This is a genomic window from Actinoallomurus vinaceus, from assembly GCF_039542055.1.
Taxonomy (GTDB): Bacteria; Actinomycetota; Actinomycetes; order Streptosporangiales; family Streptosporangiaceae; genus Actinoallomurus; species Actinoallomurus vinaceus.
The window spans coordinates 387,394-405,003 of sequence record NZ_BAABHK010000005.1 but is presented as its reverse complement, the minus strand read 5'-3'; the positions used below and the strand labels follow the sequence as shown (position 1 = coordinate 405,003).

Here is a 17,610-nt window from a genome sequence, read left to right as displayed (position 1 = left end):
ACGTGCATCCCGACTACCAGGAGAAGATCCCGAACAACGTCGGGCTGGCCGACGACCGGCGGCTGCAGCGGGCGCTGGAGTCGTGGCAGCCGGGGTTCCGGCAGTGGTGGGCCGAGATGGGCCCGGAGCTGCCCACCGAGGACGTCTACCTGCGCACCGCCGTGAACGTCGGCCGCGAGGGGTGGGCGCACTTCGGGCACGTGCCCGTGGCCGACTACCGGTGGGGCATCTTCCTCGCCGAGCCGCGCCCCGACCGGCGCATCGCGTTCGGCGAGCACCAGGGCGAGCCGGCCTGGCAGAAGGTCCCCGGGGAGTACCGCGCCGAGCTGCAGCGGCTCATCGTCATCCAGGGCGACACCGAACCGGCCAGCGTCGAACAGCAGCGGCGGCTCGGCTACACCGCGCCCAGCCTGTACGACCTGCGCAACCTATTCCAGGTGAACGTGGAGGAGGGCCGCCACCTGTGGGCGATGGTGTACCTCCTGCACGCCCACTTCGGCCGGGAGGGCCGGGCGGAGGCCGAGGAGCTGCTGCGCCGCAACTCCGGCAGCGAGGACTCCCCGCGCATCCTCGGCGCGTTCAACGAGGAGACCCCGGACTGGCTGTCGTTCTTCATGTTCACCTACTTCACGGACCGGGACGGCAAGTACCAGCTCGGCACGCTGAAGGAGAGCGGCTTCGACCCGCTGTCGCGCACCTGCGAGTTCATGCTGAAGGAAGAGGCCCACCACATGTTCGTGGGCACCACCGGCATCGACCGCGTCGTGGGCCGCACCGCGCGGCTCATGGTCGAGCACGACACCGACGACGCCGGGCCGCACGGCGCGATCCCCTTCAACGTCATCCAGAAGTACCTGAACTTCCACTACTCGGTGTCGCTGGACCTGTTCGGCGGGGAGACGTCGACGAACGTCGCCAACTACTTCTCCGCCGGGATCAAGGGCCGCTGGCAGGAGGAGCGGCGCAAGGACGACCATCGGCTCACCGACCGGGGCGCGCACGTCGACGCCGTCGTGGACGGCGAGCTGTCCACGGTGGAGGTGGAGGCGCTGACCGCGCTCAACACCGACCTGCGCGACGAGTACATCGCCGACTGCGAGAGCGGCGTGAAGCGCTGGAACCGCATCCTGGCCGATTCCGGCCTCCCCCACCGGCTGCGCCTGCCGCACCGCGGGTTCAACCGGTATGTCGGCGCGTTCGCGAAGGTCAACGTCTCACCCGACGGCGAGCCGCTGCCGGACGCGGAGTGGGAGGCGCGCAAGGGCGCCTGGCTCCCGACCGAGACGGACAAGGCGTTCGTCGCTTCTCTCATGCGGCCCGTGTACGAGCCCGGTAAGATCGCCAGCTGGCTCGAGCCGCCGCGAAACGGCATCAACGGCAAGCCGTTCGATTACGAGTACGTCCACCTCTGACCGAGGGCGTGAGTCCGGTGTTCAACGCCAGCACGTATCTCGTCGACCGGCACGTCGAGGCCGGGAACGGCGACCGGATCGCGATCACCGGGACGGGCGGCACGCTGACCTACGCGCAGTTGCTCGGCCGGATCCGCCGTACGGCCTCCGGCCTGCGCGAACTCGGCGTACGGCCCGAAGAGCGGGTCATGCTGTCGATGGCCGACGGCCCGGACCTGCTCACGCTGATCCTCGCGACGATGCGCGTCGGCGCGGTCCCCGTTCCGGTCTCCACGATGCTGACCGCCAAGGACCTGGCCGAGCTGCTGCGCGACGCGCGGGCGCGGGTCCTCGCCGCGAGCCCGGAGTTCGCCGCGCCCGCCGAGGAGGCCGCGCAGTCCGCGCCGGAGCTCGCCGCGTTCCTCCTCAGCGGCCCCGACGCGCCGCGCCCGCCCGCCTGGGCGGCGGGCCACCGGCTCGACGAGATCGCCGGTGACGAGGGAGGCGGCGACCCGTACGACACCCACCCCGACTCCAGCGCGCTGTGGCTCTACACCTCCGGGACGACCGGCCTGCCGAAGGCCGCCGTGCACCGGCACGCCTCGATCCGGTCGGTCGTTGAGACGTACGGCGCGCAGGTCCTCGGGATCCGGCCGGAGGACCGGTGCCTGTCGGTGCCGAAGCTCTTCTTCGCGTACGGCATCGGCAACGCCTGCTTCTTCCCCCTCGCCGTCGGCGCGTCCGCCGTGCTGGAGCCGGGCCGCCCGACCCCGGCGCTGATCGCCGAGCTGGTCGAGCGGGAGCGTCCGACGCTGTTCTTCGGCGTGCCGACCTTCTACGCCGCGCTGCTGGCCGCCGGGCTGCCCGCCGAGACGTTCGCGCCGGTCCGCGCGGCGGTGTCGGCGGGCGAGCCGCTGCCGGCGCCGATCCTGCGGAGGTTCGCCGAGCGGTTCGGCGTGGAGATCCTGGACGGCATCGGCGCGACCGAGGCGCTGCACATCTTCATCTCCAACCGCGCGGGCCAGGTGCGGCCGGGCAGCAGCGGCGTGCCGGTGCCCGGGTACGACGTGCGCGTCGTCGACGACGCGGGCGCCGACGTCCCGCCCGGAACGCCCGGCCACCTGCTCGTACGCGGCGACTCGATCGCCACCGGCTACTGGTGCCGTACGGCGGTGACCCGGCAGGTGTTCCAGGGCGAGTGGCTGCGCACCGGCGACACCTACGTCCGCGAAGAGGACGGGTCGTACCGGTTCCTCGGCCGGTCCAACGACATGATCAAGGCCGGGGGGATCTGGGTGTCCCCGAGCGAGGTCGAGGCGCGGCTGCTGGAGCATCCCGGCGTCGCCCAGGCGGCGGTGGTCGCGCTGCCGGACGGCGACGGACTGGACAAGCCCGTCGCCGCCGTCGTCCGCGCGCCCGGCTCCGCCGTCACCGCCGAGGAGGTCGTCGCGTTCTGCCGCGACGGGCTCGCGTCGTTCAAACGGCCGCGCGCGGTGCACTTCGTCGAGTCGCTGCCGACGACGGCGACCGGCAAGATCCAGCGCTACCTCGTCCGTGAGCGGCTCGACGGCCGCACGCCCCCGGCTCCCCCACCGGCCGACGCCGGACGCGACCTCCTCGACGAGACCCGTTCTTGAGACGTCGCCGCTGATCAGGCCTGGAAGAACCGGACCAGGGCGTGGACGACCGCGGCCGGGTCGTTCTCCATCGGGATGTGCCCCGCCCCCGGGACGCGGACCAGGGCGGTGTTGGGGATCTCGGCGGCGAAGCGCTCGGCGTAGCGGACCTCCTGGAACGTGTCGTCCTCGCCCCACACCAGCAGCTTCGGCGTCCGGTCGGCTCTGAGCGCGGGTACCAGGTCGAGCGTGTAGCGGCTGTCGGCCGCGCCCGCCAGGGCCATCCAGGACCGCCGCACGCGTGCGTCGTTCCAGGGATCCAGGTAGTCGGCCAGCTCGGCCTCCGACGCGGGCCGCGCCAGCGCCGTGGTGATGGCCGTGCGGCGGGCGGCCAGCAGTTCCTCGGCCGTCACCGCGGCCACGACGGCGGGGTCGCGGAAGCGGGCCACGCCCGGTACCGGCCACGAGTCGTAGGTGACCGAGTTGACCAGCGCCAGCCGCCGCACCTTGGCCTCGCCGCCCGCCAGGAGGTGCTGGGCCACCGCGCCGCCGATGTCGTGCCCGACCACGTTGAGCGGCTCGTCCGCGCCCACCGCCGTGGCGAACCGCGCCACCCACGCCGCCAGCGCGGGAACCGCCGCCGTCGCGGGCGTCAACTCCCCTTCGGACCGCCCCAGCCCCGGCAGGTCCACCGCGACGGGACGCAGGCCCGCGGCCCCCAGCTCGTCCAGCACCGGCTGCCAGACCCGGCTCCAGTACGTACCGTGCAGCAGCAACACCACCGGACCGCGCTCGCCCGCCGTCAGACAACTGGCTCGCAGCCCGTCGATCTCGATCATCATTCGCTCGGACATGCCATAACCATCGGGTTCTGACGTACCCCCGGTCAAATATCAATTAGGGTATGCCGCCATGACGTTGGCGCAGCTGAGAGCCTTGATCGCGGTCGCCGAGCACGGCGGCTTCACCACCGCCGCCGACCACACCGGCATGTCGCAACCCGCCGTCAGCCGCGCGATCGCCGCGTTGGAACGCGAGCTCGGCGCGGACCTGTTCGTACGTCACCGCGACGGCATCGCCCTCACCGAGGCCGGGCGCCGCGCGGTCGACCGGGCACGCGAGGCGCTGCGCCACTTCGACCTCATCCGCGCCGACGTGGCGGCCGCCACCGGCGAGATCTCCGGCGAGCTGCGCCTGGCCAGCCTGCCCAGTGCCACCGGAACGCTCATCGCGCGGCTACTGCGCGCGTTCACCGACCGCTACCCGCAGGTCCACGTGCGCCTGTTCGAGGGCGTCGACGACGACATCCGCGAATGGCTGCGCCGCGGGGCCGCCGAGGTCGGCGTCGTCACCCTGCCCGCCCCCGGCTTCGACACCGTGCCGCTCAGCACCCACGACATGGTGGCCGCGCTACCCGCCGACGACCCCCTGACAGAGCGGGAGACCGTCCACGTCGCCGACCTGGCCGGGCGGCCGTTCATCCTGACCACGGCCGGCTGCCGGCCGCTGATCATGGCGGCGGCACGGAAGTCGAAGACGCAGCTCGACATCGCCTTCGAGGCGAGCGGACCCGCCGCGATCCTGGAAATGGTGGCGGCCGGGCTGGGGGTCAGCATCATCCCGGCGCTGGGCCTGCCCGCCGACCTCGGCGCGGTCATCACCCGGCCGCTGGAACCGCCGACCACCCGGTCCCTGGCCCTGGCCGTCCCCTCCGCCGCCGACTGCTCCCCCGCCGTCCGGGCATTTCTGGACCAGTTGGCCTCCTAGGCTGGTTCAGCCCGCGGCGAGTGCGCGCCAGCGCTGCTGGGCGATCGCGTCCCATTCGCCGTGCCGGGCGTCGAACAGATCGCGGGCCCGGTCGCCGATCCAGCCCGAGGGAAGCAGCGCCGACGGCAGGCGGGGGTCCAGGAACGGGAACCGCCGCCACTCGTGGACGAGCCGCGTCTGCGCCAGCATGATCGACTCCGGGGAGGCGGGGCGCGGGGCGCTGAACGCCTCGATGAACGCCTCGTACTGGGCGGCCACGCCCTCCAGGTCCCACGCCCGCTCGACCATCGCCCGCTCGCTGCCGACCCCGGCGAACCGCGCGGTGAACGACAGGGCGCCGGACTCCAGGCCCAGTCCCTCGATGACCGAGCGCGCCTCCGCCTCGCGCGCCGACGACGGCGCGATCCACATCCCTGGGCCGGGCGAGCCGAAGCCGGCCCAGCTCAGCTTCGTGCGGAGCTTGTGCCGGAGCCGGCGCTTGGACTCGGGAACGGAGACGTAGACGATGAGCCACACCCCGTCCCAGGGCGCGGTCGTGGTGCCGAATGTGTAGATCCGCTCCGCGCCCTCGGTCAGGAGCTGCCGCCCGGGTGGGGTGAGCGACCATCGGACGGTCCGGCCGACCCGCTCGGAGGTGAGCCATCCGTCGGCCGCCGTACGGGCCAAGGCCTGCCGCGCGGACTTCTCCTCGACGCCGAGTTCGTCGAGCACCTCTACGAGAGTCGCGGTCCATACCGGCTCTTGATTCCGGAGGACGAACTCACCCAGTAGGGTCAGCAACAGAGAACGGGCGCTCGTCTCGCCTAGGGCGTGCCGTCGAGTCAGCGTGGGTCGCGGGGCGGTCACACTTAATTCTACATAAATCAGGTGCATAATTGGCGCCTTGTAGAAACCGTGACAAAGAGGCAGGAACACATCGTGCTCGATGGCCGCCCGCTCATCGACGCCCACACACATCCCGCCCGTCTGCCGACGCTCAAGGCCGCCTGGCGAGGCTGGGCCACCGAGTTCGGCGACGCGGCCGTCCTCGACCGGGTCTTCGACTCCGGCGGCACGCCGATCCCGGAGCGGTTCGTCGAACTCCTCGACACCGAAGGCGTCGACATCGCGCTGATGCTGTGCGAGTACAGCCCGAAGGCCACCGGTATCCAGCCGATCGAGGACCTGCTGCCGCTCACGGCGCACGCCCCGCGCCGCCTGCGCGCGGTCGCGAACATCAACCCGCACTATCACTTTCCCGTTGCGGAAGAACTCGAACGCCAGCTCGGGCTGGGCGCGGTGGCGCTCAAGCTGCACCCGGTGCACGGCGGATTCGCCGCCGACGACCGCGCGCTTTACCCGGCGTACGAGGTGTGCCGCTCCCGTGGAATCCCCGTCGTGGTGCACTGCGGAACCAGCAGCTTCCCCGGGTCCACCAATTCCTACGCCGACCCGGTGCTGCTCGACGCGGTGCTGCGCGACTTCCCGACGCTGAACGTCGTCCTCGCCCACGGCGGGCGCGGCTGGTGGTACGACGCGGCGGCGTTCCTCGCGCTGTCCCGCGACAACGTCTGGATCGAGCTGTCCGGGCTGCCACCGCGCCGGCTGCCCGAGTACTACGCGCGGTACGACTTTTCGCGGCTGTGCCGGCGGTTCATCTTCGGCACCGACTGGCCCGGCGTGCCCGGCATCGCGGCCAACGCCCGCGCCGTCGCCGCGCTCTGCCCGGACGAGGAGACCGCCGCGCTCGTGCTGGCCGGCAACGCCGTCCGGGTGTACGGCCTCGACGTTCCGGAGTGACCCGCACGGGCCAGGGGAACGGTACCGGCGGTCAGTGCTTGCGGCCGACGCCGGCGAAGCCGTGCGAGCGCGGCGTGTTCGGATCGTCCGGGCGCCATTCCGCGATGCGGGTGAGCCCGGGGTCGATCAGCTCGAGGCCGTCGAAGAACCGGCGGATGTCCGCGCGCGGGCGGGGCACGATCGGGGCGGTCGCGTTCTTGTACGCCGCACGCCCGGCCCGCACGTGCTCCTCCGGAACGCCCTCGGTGGTCAGGTGCGAGATCACCACGTGGCTGCCGGAGGGCAGCGCGTCGCGGAACCGCGCGATGATGTCGTACGGCGCTTCGTCGTCCGTGACGAAGTGCAGCACGGCCACCAGCAGCAGCGCCACGGGCCGCGAGAGATCCAGGTTCAGGTCACGGTGCCCGAGGATCGACTCGGGCTTCCGGAGGTCGGCCTGGATGATCGAGACGTCGGACGCGCCCCCGAGGAGGGCCCGCGCGTGGCAGAGCACCATCGGGTCGTTGTCGACGTAGGTGACCCGCGCGTCCGCGGCGACCTCGTGCACGTTGCCCTGCGTCGGCAGTCCCGAGCCGATGTCGAGGAACTGGGAGATCCCGGCGGCGGAGAGGTGGCGCACGGCCCGGCGCAGGAAGTCCCGGTTGGCGCGCGCGGCGACCGGGGTGTCGGGGAAGACCTTCAGGATCCGGCTCGCGGCCTCGCGGTCGGCCGCGAAGTTGTCCTTGCCGCCCAGGTAGTAGTCGTACATGCGGGCCACGTTCGGGGTGGCGGTGTCGAGGCCGTCCGGGACCATCGCGTCCATCGTCATCGAGCCCCCTTCCCGTTCACTCGCCGACCGGGGCAAATGAGTCTCCCTCACGAATCATGAGTAACGTAGCGGATCCGGTGAGCCTCGCCGGGCCGCCCTGATCACGGGCGCGCAGCGCCACCTCGGCGGTCATGCCTCCGCCGGTGCTGCCACCACCGACCGCCAGGCGTGGTGCTCGCTACGGCGCTGGGCGGTCCGTCCGGCCTCTCAGGGTAGTGCTATGAATGGGACATGGGGGCACCTTTCCGGCGATATCGGATGCCGTTCCGTCATCCGTTCGTCGGGCGCTCGCTTGAACGTCGCGTCTCACTGCTGAACCCGCGCAGTGCCGCCGGGCAGGTGTTCCTTCTCCAGGTCGTGATCGTGGTACTGCTGGTCGCGGCCACGGTGACGATGGAGGTGCGGCAGGCGGCGCATCACGCCCTGCAGCAGGCGCGTCGAGTGTCGCTCGCCACGGCCGTGGCGTTCGCGAAGTCCCCGGGCCTGGTCCAGGCGCTGCGCAGCCCGAACCCTACGGCGGTGCTGCAACCGCGCACCGAAGCGACCCGCAAGGTAGCGGGCGTGGACTTCATCGTCGTCATGAACACCCAAGGAATCCGCTACACGTTCCCCTACACCAGCGCGATCGGCGGGAAGTTCGTCGGCCACATCCAACCGGCGCTGAAGGGCCACATCGTCATTGAGGAGGCAGGCGGGCCGCCCGTACCGGTGGGCTGGAAAACCTACGTCCAGGCGGTGGTCCCGGTGACCGATGACAGGGGCGCGGTCGTCGGCCTGGTGTCCGCCGGGCTCACGGTCCAGGCCGTGGCGAGACAGTGGACGCCGCAACTGCCGATCACCTTGGGGAGCGGCGCGGCCGCGCTGGCCGTGGCTGCCGCCGGGACGGCGCTGGTATCACGGCGGCTGCGGCGGCAGACGCACGGCCTGGGTCCGGCGGAAATGACGCGGATGTACGAGCATCACGACGCGGTCCTGCACGCGGTGCGAGAAGGCGTACTGATCACCGATGCCGATGGGCGACTGGTGCTGGCCAACGACGAGGCGAAGCGGCTTTTGGGCCTGCCGGCGGACGCGGATGGGCGGCATGTGCGGGACCTCGGGCTGCCGGAGCGGATATCGCGATTGCTGCTGTCGGCGGAGCCGGTCACGGATGAGGTGCATCGGGCGGAGGACCGGTTGCTGGCGGTGAACAAGCGGCCCACGTTCCTGAACGGGGCTCAGGGGGGCAGCGTGGTGACGTTGCGGGACACCACCGAACTGGCTGCGGTGACCGGGCGGGCGGAGGTGGCGCGGGAGCGTCTGAAGCTGCTGTATGAGGCGGGAATACGGATTGGGACCACGCTGGACATGGTCCATGAGGCACAGGAACTGGCTCAGGTGGCCGTACCACAGTTGGCCGACGTCGTCACGGTGGACCTACTGGACGCGGTGATGCGAGGGGAGGAGCCAACGGCGGACAGATTGCGGCATCTGCGGCGTACGGCGAAGAGCGGCGATCAGCCGACGTCGCCCCTGTGGCCGGTGGGTGAACGGATCACGTATACGTCGGCGGCGCCCCAGATACAAGCGTTGGAGCGGGGTTGCGGGGTGCTGAGGGCGGAGCTGCGGCAGGCGCGGGGATGGCAGGAGCAGGCCCCGGAGCGCGCCGAGAGGGCGCTGGAGTACGGGTTCCACTCGCTGGTGACCGTGCCGCTGCAGGCACGGGGCATTCCGCTGGGCGTGGCGAGCTTCTTCCGGGTGGGGGATGCGCCGGCGTTCGAGCAGGAGGACCTGTTGCTGGCGGAGGAGCTGACCGCACGGGCGGCGGTGGCCATCGACAACGCGCGGCGCTTCATCCGGGAACACGCGATGGCGGCCACGCTGCAGCGGAGTCTGCTGCCGCGGGGGCAGCCGGAACAGGAAGCCCTGGATGTGGCCTGGCGATACCTGCCCGCGAAGGCAGGAGTAGGCGGGGACTGGTTCGACCTCATCCCCCTGCCAGGGGCACGAGTGGCGCTGGCGATCGGTGACGTCGTCGGTCACGGACTGCACGCGGCGGTGACGATGGGGCGGCTGCGCACCGCCGCGCACAACTTCGCCGCGCTGGACCTCCCGGTGGACGAGGTCCTCGGATACCTGGACGACCTGGTCACGCGCATGGACGACGAGGACAGCACCAGCGAGGACACCGAAGGCCACAGAGCGGACGAGGTGACGGGAGCCACGTGCCTGTACGCGATCTACGACCCGGTAACAGGGGGGTGCACGATCGCCCGTGCGGGACACCTCGGCCCGGCGGTGGTGTTCCCGGATGGAACAGTCACCTTTCCGGACGTACCGGCATCACCCCCGCTCGGACTCGGTGGCCACCCCTTCGAAACCGTCGAGCTGCGCCTGCCAGAGGGCGCACGACTGGTGCTGTACACCGACGGGCTGGTCGAGGACCGGACCCGCGACATCGACGGCGGGCTGGACGAACTGCGCCGGACATTGGAGCGGACCGAGGGACACAGTCCGGAGGAGACGTGTCAGGTGGTGATCGACGCTGTCATTCCGACGCACCCCACCGACGACATCGCACTGCTGGTAGCGCGCACCAAGCTGCTCCCGCCCTCGCGCGTGGCCGAATTGGACGTGCCGGCCAACGCCGCAGCGGTCGCCACCGCGCGCGAGCACTTCAGAGAGACGTTGCGGGAGTGGGGGCTGGAGAAGGTCGCCTTCACAACCGAACTGATCGTCAGCGAGCTGGTCACGAACGCGATCCGGTACGGATCACCGCCGATCCGGGTAAGGCTGCTCCACGGACGCGGCCTGACCTGCGAGGTGTCGGACGGCAGCAGCACCTCACCACGCCTGCGCCGCGCCGCGACCATGGATGAAGGCGGGCGGGGACTGTTCCTCGTGGCGCAGCTCTCTCAGCGCTGGGGGACGCGGTACACATCCGAGGGCAAGGTCATATGGGCCGAACAGTCCCTCGACGACGGCGCCCACAGCGCCCCGGGCGGCACACTGGCCGACGCTCTCCTCGAGCAGTTCGACGACACCGCCCTGTGACCTCCGACTCGACACCCATGTCGCGCCCAGGGCATGTGGGCCCTGGGCGTCAGGGTGCGAGGGTGCAGCCACTCGACACGGGACTCGTCGTGCGTGCGGGCCACGTTCGGGGTGGCGGTGTCGAGGCCGTCCGGGACCATCGCGTCCATCGTCATCGAGCCCCCTTCCCGTTCGCTCGCCGACCGAGGCAAATGAGTCTCCCTCACGAATCATGATCAACTTAACGGATCCGGTGAGCCTCGTCGGGCCGGTGCGACACGGGCGTCGCCCGTCCACCGCGGTGGACGGGCGACGCCCGATCGGCCTCGAGAGGCTCGGTGTCTCCGATCAGTCCCGGCGGGCCGAGAGCTGCGGAGCCGTGGCGGACACCGCCGACGACGACGGGGACGGCGTCCAGTTCACGACCGGACCGGGGACAGTCTGCGCCGCGACGGACCCGCCGCCGATGCCGTAGGTCTTCACGTACGGCGTGTTGTCCGAGCCGGTGGCGAAGGTTCCCTTGCCACCTTCGAAGACCGCGGCGTAGTAGCCGCTGCCGTACGCGTGGACCTTCTGCTTGAAGTAGCCCTTGCTGTTCGTCTTGGTCCACTTGAGGTGGTACCAGGTCTTCTTGCCCTTGAACCGGAAGATGATCCGGACTCTACGGCCGGCGTAGCCGCTGTGCTTGCTGATCGTGGTCCAGTGGATCAGGCGGCCGCTCGCCGTCACGTACCGGTTCTTGCGGACCTTCTTCGGCGAGACCTTGAAGGAGTGGATCTCGGTCCGCCAGCGCCAGGCCTTGCGCACCGGGCTGGTCGCCGCCTGGTACGTCGCGTTACCGGCGAACCGCGCCCGCCAGTAACCGGACTGGTTGTAGTTGAAAGTGGTGTTGAACGCGTTGGCGCCCGTGTCCGCCGTGACCGTCTTCTTGACGGTCCAGCCCGTCTTTCCGTCGAACGAGTACTCGATCGTTAGCGGCAGCGCGTCATAAATGGCGGAATCGCTGCGCAGACCCCCGTTGATCGTCACATTCGCGTACGGGTCGTACGAGACGGTGAAACTGCTGAAGGAGAGGGGCCTCTGGTCGAGTCGCGCCTGGGACGCGCCAGGGGCCGCCGTTTCGGCCAGCGCGGCGGGCGGCACGGCTGCGAGCGTGCACATCACCGCCGAAGCGCTGAGGATGCCGAGGGTGATACGTCGCAAAGCAATCACCTGTGGGTCGAATGATGGATTCGCGTGATCTTCACGCGAGAGAGAAGACGAACCTCTTCGACACCGGGTTGTCCGACGTTTGATCACGAAACGGAAACATGCCACCGGACCGTCGTTTTCCGTGACTCTGACGGATCCCTCCCGTCACCGTCCGTCCGGCCGTGCCGATATCTCCGCGAGAAGAAGCGCGGGATCGTTCATGACGCGTTCGACGACGAGCGCGGCGGCTCCCAGGGCGGCGGCGTCGCCGCCCAGACGCGAGACGGTCAGCCGGGGAGGCGCGGTCCGGACGATGCCGGTGCCGCGCGCGAGCGCCGCCTCCACCGCCGGGCGCGCCCAGGGGGCGAGCGCGGAGAAGATGCCGCCGAGCACGATGGTGTCCGGGTCGAGGAGGTTGACGGCCGCGGCGAGCGCCTGCCCGAGTGCCTCGCCCGCGCGGCGTACCGCGGACAGCGCCCGTTCGTCGCCGCCGCGCAGCAGGGTCACGAGGGCGGCGAGCGGACCGTCGGGGCCGGCGGTGGACGTGGCCGTGACGTCCGGGATGCCCGCGGCCCGCAGGATCGCCTCCTGGCCCGCGGCCTGCTCCAGGCAGCCGCGGCCGCCGCACGCGCAGGGCGGGCCGTCCGGGTCGACGACGACGTGGCCGAGTTCGCCGGCGAAGCCGTGCGCCCCGCGGAACACCCGGCCGTCCACGACGATGCCCGCGCCGACGCCGATCTCACCGGAGACGTGGACGTACGAGCCGAGGTCCGGGCCGTCGCCGAACCACAACTCACCGAGAGCGGCGAGGTTCGCCTCGTTGTCCTGGTCGGCGGGCAGCGCGAGCGGCGGCAGCCCGGCGGTCAGCAGGTCCTCGGCGGCGACGTCGCGCCAGCCGAGGTTGGGCGCGGTCCGTACGCGGCCGCCGGCCCGGTCGAGGGTGCCGGGCAGCGCGACCACCGCGCCGGCGACCGTCAGGCCCTGCTCCCCCGCCGCGGCGATCGCCGTCTCGGCCAGGTCCGTCAGCGCGCCGATGACGCGCTCGGGGTCACGGCCCCGGTTGTCGGCGGCGACGATGTGCCGGTGCCGGATTCGCCGCCCGAGGTCGAGCACGCAGGCGGCCAGGTAGTCGACGTTGACCTCCAGGCCGAGGCCCGCGACGCGGTCGCCGTTGACCGAGACGGCCGTGGCGGGACGGCCGCGCTCGCCGTCCCGTACCGGCCCGTCCTCGCGGACGAGACCGGCGTCCTTCAGCGCGGCGACGAGACTGGATACGGTGGTCTTGGTGAAGCCGGTCACGTCGGCGAGGCGGGCGCGGCTCACCGGCTGCCTGCGGGAGATCTCACCCAGCACCACGGCCAGGTTGCGGGCGCGCATGGTGCCGTGCCGGACGGGCGTGATCTCATTGCGCATGTTCACAGACTAATCATTGAACATCTCCCCTGTTGACACTCGGCACCTGCGGGTTTTAATTAGTCCAGAGCCTGAACGAATTGAGGAGACGAGATGTTCGAACCCACCCCTGAGGACAAGTTCACCTTCGGGCTGTGGACCGTCGGCTGGCCGGCGCGCGACCCGTTCGGCGACGCCACCCGGCCCCCGCTCGACCCGGTCGAGGCGGTGCACCGGCTCGCCGAGCTCGGCGCCTACGGGGTGACGTTCCACGACGACGACCTCCTCGCGGTCGAGCCGGATCGGGACAAGGCGGTCGCGGCGTTCCGCACGGCCCTCGACGAGACCGGCCTCAAGGTGCCGATGGCGACCACGAACCTGTTCACCCACCCGGTGTTCAAGGACGGCGCGTTCACTTCCAACGACCGCGACATCCGCCGCTACGCCATCCGCAAGGTCATGCGCAACCTCGACCTGGCCGCCGAGCTGGGCGCGCACACCTATGTCTTCTGGGGCGGGCGCGAGGGCGCCGAGTCCGACGGGGCCAAGGACGTGCGGGTGGCGCTCGACCGGTTCCGCGAGGCCATCGACCTGCTCGCCGCGTACGTCACCGACAAGGGCTACGGCATCCGCTTCGCCCTCGAGCCGAAGCCGAACGAGCCCCGCGGCGACATCCTGCTGCCGACGATCGGCCACGCCCTGGCGTTCATCGGCTCGCTCGAGCACTCGGACATGGTGGGCCTCAACCCCGAGGTCGGGCACGAGCAGATGGCCGGGATGAACTTCGTGCACGGCATCGCGCAGGCGCTGTGGCACGGCAAGCTGTTCCACATCGACCTGAACGGCCAGCACGGCCCGAAGTACGACCAGGACCTCGTGTTCGGCCACGGCGATCTGAAGAGCGCGTTCTTCCTCGTCGACCTGCTGGAGAACGGCGGGTACGACGGGCCGCGCCACTTCGACTACAAGCCGGCCCGTACCGAGGACATCTCCGGGGTCTGGGCGTCCGCCGCCGCGAACATGCGCACCTACCTCATCCTCAAGGAGCGGGCCCGGGCGTTCCGCGCCGACCCGGAGGTGCAGGAGGCGCTCGCCGCGTCCCGCGTCGACCAGCTCGCGCAGCCGACCCTCGCGCCCGGCGAGACGTACGAGCACCTGGCCGAGGACGACTTCGACGTGGAGGCCGCGGGCGAGCGCGGGTACCACTACGAGCGCCTCGACCAGCTGGCGGTCGAGCACCTCCTCGGCGCCCGGTGACCCGGGGCGCTGATGGTGGCGGAGGCGGAACGTTGAGCACGCCGGCGACGGGAGTCAGGCGATGAGCACGCTCGTGGCCGGGGTCGACTCGTCGACCCAGTCCTGCAAGGTGGTGGTGGCCGACGCCGCCACCGGCAGGATCGTGCGCGCCGGTCAGGCCTCGCATCCGGACGGCACCGAGGCCGACCCCGCCGCCTGGTGGGACGCGCTCGGGCGGGCGGCCGACGAGGCGGGCGGCCTGGACGACGTCGCGGCGATCGGCGTCGCGGCGCAGCAGCACGGCATGGTGTGCCTGTCGGAGGCCGGCGAGGTCGTCCGGCCCGCGCTGCTGTGGAACGACACCCGCTCGGCCGGCGCGGCCCGCGACCTGGTCGACGAGCTCGGCGGTCCGGCCAAGTGGGCCGACGCCGTCGGCAGTGTGCCGGTCGCGTCGTTCACGGTGACCAAGCTGCGCTGGCTGGCCCGGAACGAACCGGACGCCGCCGCCCGTACGGCGTCGGTGTGCCTACCGCACGACTACCTCACATGGCGGCTGACCGGTGAGTTCGTCACCGACCGGGGCGACGCGTCCGGCACCGGCTACTGGTCCCCCGCCACCGGGGAGTACCGGCCCGACCTGCTGGAGATGGCGTTCGGGCGGGTCCCGGCGCTGCCGCGCGTCCTCGGCCCGGCCGAGGCGGCGGGCCGTACGCCCGCCGGCGCGCTCGTGTCGGCTGGGACCGGCGACAACATGGGCGCGGCCCTCGGCCTCGGCCTCCGGCCGGGCGACGTGGTGGTGTCCCTCGGCACGTCCGGGACGGTGTTCACCGCGGCGGAGCGGGCGTCCGCCGACTCCGCCGGGGACGTCGCCGGGTTCGCCGACGCGACGGGCCGGTTCCTGCCGCTCGTCTGCACGCTGAACGCCGCCCGCGTGCTCGACGCCGCCGCGGCCCTGCTCGGCGTCGACCACCACGAGGTCTCCCGGCTGGCGCTGTCCGCACCGCCCGGCGCGGACGGCCTGGTGCTCGTGCCGTACCTGGAGGGCGAGCGCACGCCGAACCGGCCGGACTCCACCGGCTCGGTCCACGGCCTGCGCCTGGCCACGTCGACGCCGGCGCACCTGGCGCGGGCGGCGATCGAGGGCATGCTGTGCGGCCTCGCCGACGGGCTCGACGCGCTCCTCGCCCAGGGCGTACGGGCCGAGCGGGTGCTGCTCATCGGCGGCGCCGCGCGCTCGGAGGCCGTACGCCGCATCGCGCCGACCGTCTTCGGCCGGCCGGTGCTGGTCCCGCCCACCGGCGAGTACGTCGCCGAGGGCGCGGCCGCCCAGGCCGCCTGGGCGCTGTCCGGAGCGGCCGAACCGCCGCGCTGGGAGCGCGAGGGCCTGGAGACGTACGAGGCCGACGCGGTCCCCGCGATCCGGGACCGCTACGCCGAGGCACGCGACCACATCCTGTCCCGCTGAGCCCGTACGGCGGCGGTCCCCCTGCAGCGGCAGGGACCGCCGCCGGCGGGAGGGGCTGTGGCACGATCAGTTGGTGATCACTGCGTTGTCCGGCGCCGGCATGGCCGTCGAATGAGCACCGTAACCCGCCTCGCCCGGCCCGGTGATCTCACTGCGGCCCTTGAAGTCTGGCGGCTGGCCAACGCCGCCAGGCACAAGACGCCCGGCCCGGACCGCGTCGCCCGGGTTCAGGCCAAGCTGGCCGACCCGGCCGCCCTGGTGGTCGTCGCCGAGCGCGCCGGAGAACTCGTGGGCATGGCGGCGGCCGAGCCGGGCCGGGAGGAAGACGGCGCACGCGGAGTCGTACCCGGCTTGTGTCACATCTCCATGGTGTTCGTCCGCCCCGACCACTGGGGTAATCGGATCGGGGAGCTCCTGCTCGACGCGGTGCGCGAGGAGGCACTCCGTCAAGGCCACACGTCGCTGCAACTATGGACCGGCGAGGGCAACGACCGTGCCCTTCGTCTGTACGAACGGGCCGGTTTTCGGCCCACCGGTCGTACGGGGCATCTGAGCACCGGCGAGCGAATCGTCCACCTGACCCGGCCGCTGTAGCACAATGCGCATATGGCGAATTGAAGAGCGCACGGCCGGCGCCGTCCACAGCGCTGGCTCAAGGTGGACCTGTCGAGCTTCATCCGTGATGGCGATCGTGGGGTGTGCGCTGCCTGTGGCATGGCCGTACGCTCGTATGTGTACCGCTACCACCCGGTCGAGTCGCCGAATTACGAACGCTGCATCGGGCTCTCCTGGTGCTCCGGCTGCCACGTCTACACCGGAACCATGGTCCATGTGTCGCGCCGTGAGGCGCTCACCGATGCGCTGGCCGCCCTCCCGGCCGAGGAGCGGGACCGGCTTCGACACAGCGAGGTCGGCTTGATCGAGTACCTGGACCGCCATACCTCGTGATCGACCATGGCGCGCGCCGTACCAACGGGGTCCGTCAGGAGTCGGCCGGTTTGGTGGCGCTGACGAGGCGGGTGCCCATCCACGGTCCGCCCCACCACATCCGCGGGCCGAGGGGACGGACGCGGACGTCGGCCACGCCGAGCTCGGTGAGACGGCGCTGGTACGCGGAGGCGGCGACGATGTCCGCGATCACCAGGCGGCCGCCCGGGCGGAGCACGCGCACCGCCTCGTCGATCGCCCGCGCGCGTCCCTCAGACGACTTGATGTTGTGAATGGCGAGGTTGGAGACGACGACGTCGAACTCCCCGTCGCCGAACGGCAACTCCGTCATGTCGCCGGTCCGCAGCTCGACCCGTTCGCGGACGCCCTCCGCGACGCTGTTGCGCTCGGTGACGTCGAGGGCGTTGCCCGACTGGTCGACCGTGCGCCACAGGTCGACGCCGACCGCGTGGCCCGTCGTGAGCCGTTCCGCGGCCATGAGCAGCACCGCGCCCCGCCCGCAGCCGAGATCCAGCACCTGCTCGTCGCCGCGCAGCGCGAGCTCGTCGAGGATCTCCGACCACACCTGGAACTTCCCGCGCCGCGTCGCGTTGAGGTACAGCGCGGAGCTCACGGCCATGACGACGGCGAGGAGGAAGAACACCGAGGCGAGAGCGATACCGGGGCCCATCTCGGCGCCGAAGCCGGCGAACACGAACCCCACCGCACCGCACGCCAGGCCGAACAGGACGTACGGCGCGTCCACCCCGTACGAGCCACGCCGGACCGCTGTCGCCATCATCCGCCTCCGTCAGCACGCCGATCGCCGCGCCGACTGTAGCCGATCACCGTTCTCGTAGGACCGCGGGCCGTTCCGAATCGGCGCGGAAGGCGCTCCGCATCCTGATGGAGCGGCTCGTCACCCTGACTCCGTCGACGGCCGTCAGGTGCCCTGCGGATCGGTCAGGGCGGTCAGGACCGCATCCGCGCGCCCGCTCGCAGGCCGAGCGCCTCGCCGACGACGTC

General features: G+C 71.5%; 15 protein-coding genes. 9 read left to right on the top strand and 6 right to left on the bottom strand.

The annotated features are described in order from the left end of the window. The first annotated feature begins 2 nt into the window (after positions 1-2). Positions 3-1,412: a benzoyl-CoA 2,3-epoxidase subunit BoxB gene (gene boxB, locus ABEA24_RS20535; protein WP_345432557.1), complete on the top strand. Its 1,410-nt coding sequence runs from the start codon at positions 3-5 to the stop codon at positions 1,410-1,412. An 8-nt stretch (positions 1,413-1,420) separates the two neighbouring features. Then, complete coding sequence (locus ABEA24_RS20530) at positions 1,421-3,028, top strand: benzoate-CoA ligase family protein (protein ID WP_345432556.1); 1,608 nt, start codon at positions 1,421-1,423, stop codon at positions 3,026-3,028. Positions 3,029-3,042: 14 nt separating this feature from the next. Here ABEA24_RS20530 and ABEA24_RS20525 read toward each other — a convergent pair whose 3' ends face one another. Then, a complete protein-coding gene (locus tag ABEA24_RS20525) occupies positions 3,043-3,861 on the bottom strand; it encodes an alpha/beta fold hydrolase (RefSeq protein ID WP_345432555.1) in 819 nt (272 codons plus the stop codon). A 58-nt stretch (positions 3,862-3,919) separates the two neighbouring features. Here ABEA24_RS20525 and ABEA24_RS20520 point away from each other — a divergent pair, with 58 nt between their 5' ends. Next, a complete protein-coding gene (locus tag ABEA24_RS20520) occupies positions 3,920-4,774 on the top strand; it encodes a LysR family transcriptional regulator (protein ID WP_345432554.1) in 855 nt (284 codons plus the stop codon). A gap of 6 nt (positions 4,775-4,780) precedes the next feature. On the opposite strand, the gene ABEA24_RS20515 is transcribed toward ABEA24_RS20520, so the two are convergent. Continuing rightward, a complete protein-coding gene (locus ABEA24_RS20515) occupies positions 4,781-5,647 on the bottom strand; it encodes a PaaX family transcriptional regulator (RefSeq protein WP_345432778.1) in 867 nt (288 codons plus the stop codon). A gap of 45 nt (positions 5,648-5,692) precedes the next feature. Here ABEA24_RS20515 and ABEA24_RS20510 point away from each other — a divergent pair, with 45 nt between their 5' ends. After that, the gene (locus tag ABEA24_RS20510) at positions 5,693-6,553 is read left to right on the top strand and encodes an amidohydrolase family protein (protein ID WP_345432553.1); all 861 of its coding nucleotides are present in this window, start codon (positions 5,693-5,695) and stop codon (positions 6,551-6,553) included. Positions 6,554-6,584: 31 nt separating this feature from the next. Here the strand turns inward: ABEA24_RS20510 and ABEA24_RS20505 are convergent, their stop codons facing one another. Then, the gene (locus tag ABEA24_RS20505; protein ID WP_345432552.1) at positions 6,585-7,361 is read right to left on the bottom strand and encodes an SAM-dependent methyltransferase; all 777 of its coding nucleotides are present in this window, start codon (positions 7,359-7,361) and stop codon (positions 6,585-6,587) included. A gap of 231 nt (positions 7,362-7,592) precedes the next feature. Between ABEA24_RS20505 and ABEA24_RS20500 the strand changes: the two genes are divergently transcribed. After that, positions 7,593-10,394 carry a SpoIIE family protein phosphatase gene (locus ABEA24_RS20500; protein ID WP_345432551.1) on the top strand — a complete coding sequence of 934 codons (2,802 nt, stop codon included), beginning with the start codon at positions 7,593-7,595 and terminating at the stop codon, positions 10,392-10,394. A gap of 327 nt (positions 10,395-10,721) precedes the next feature. Here the strand turns inward: ABEA24_RS20500 and ABEA24_RS20495 are convergent, their stop codons facing one another. Both ABEA24_RS20495 and ABEA24_RS20490 read right to left on the bottom strand, forming a co-directional pair. Continuing rightward, complete coding sequence (locus ABEA24_RS20495; protein ID WP_345432550.1) at positions 10,722-11,576, bottom strand: hypothetical protein; 855 nt, start codon at positions 11,574-11,576, stop codon at positions 10,722-10,724. Between the two features lie 153 nt (positions 11,577-11,729). Further along, positions 11,730-12,977 carry an ROK family protein gene (locus ABEA24_RS20490; RefSeq protein ID WP_345432549.1) on the bottom strand — a complete coding sequence of 416 codons (1,248 nt, stop codon included), beginning with the start codon at positions 12,975-12,977 and terminating at the stop codon, positions 11,730-11,732. Between the two features lie 93 nt (positions 12,978-13,070). Between ABEA24_RS20490 and xylA the strand changes: the two genes are divergently transcribed. The 4 genes from xylA to ABEA24_RS20470 all read left to right on the top strand — a co-directional run bounded on the left by xylA (position 13,071) and on the right by ABEA24_RS20470 (position 16,605). After that, on the top strand, positions 13,071-14,213 hold the full coding sequence (gene xylA / locus ABEA24_RS20485; RefSeq protein ID WP_345432548.1) for a xylose isomerase: 1,143 nt from the start codon (positions 13,071-13,073) through the stop codon (positions 14,211-14,213). Between the two features lie 61 nt (positions 14,214-14,274). Next, positions 14,275-15,657 carry a xylulokinase gene (xylB, locus tag ABEA24_RS20480; RefSeq protein WP_345432547.1) on the top strand — a complete coding sequence of 461 codons (1,383 nt, stop codon included), beginning with the start codon at positions 14,275-14,277 and terminating at the stop codon, positions 15,655-15,657. A gap of 111 nt (positions 15,658-15,768) precedes the next feature. Then, positions 15,769-16,251: a GNAT family N-acetyltransferase gene (locus ABEA24_RS20475; protein ID WP_345432546.1), complete on the top strand. Its 483-nt coding sequence runs from the start codon at positions 15,769-15,771 to the stop codon at positions 16,249-16,251. Between the two features lie 120 nt (positions 16,252-16,371). Then, positions 16,372-16,605, top strand: a complete 234-nt coding sequence (locus tag ABEA24_RS20470) for a hypothetical protein (RefSeq protein WP_345432545.1) — start codon at positions 16,372-16,374, stop codon at positions 16,603-16,605. Between the two features lie 34 nt (positions 16,606-16,639). Here ABEA24_RS20470 and ABEA24_RS20465 read toward each other — a convergent pair whose 3' ends face one another. Then, positions 16,640-17,383 (bottom strand): class I SAM-dependent methyltransferase, encoded by a 744-nt coding sequence (locus ABEA24_RS20465; RefSeq protein ID WP_345432544.1) that lies wholly within the window; start codon positions 17,381-17,383, stop codon positions 16,640-16,642. Between the last annotated feature and the right edge of the window lie 227 nt (positions 17,384-17,610).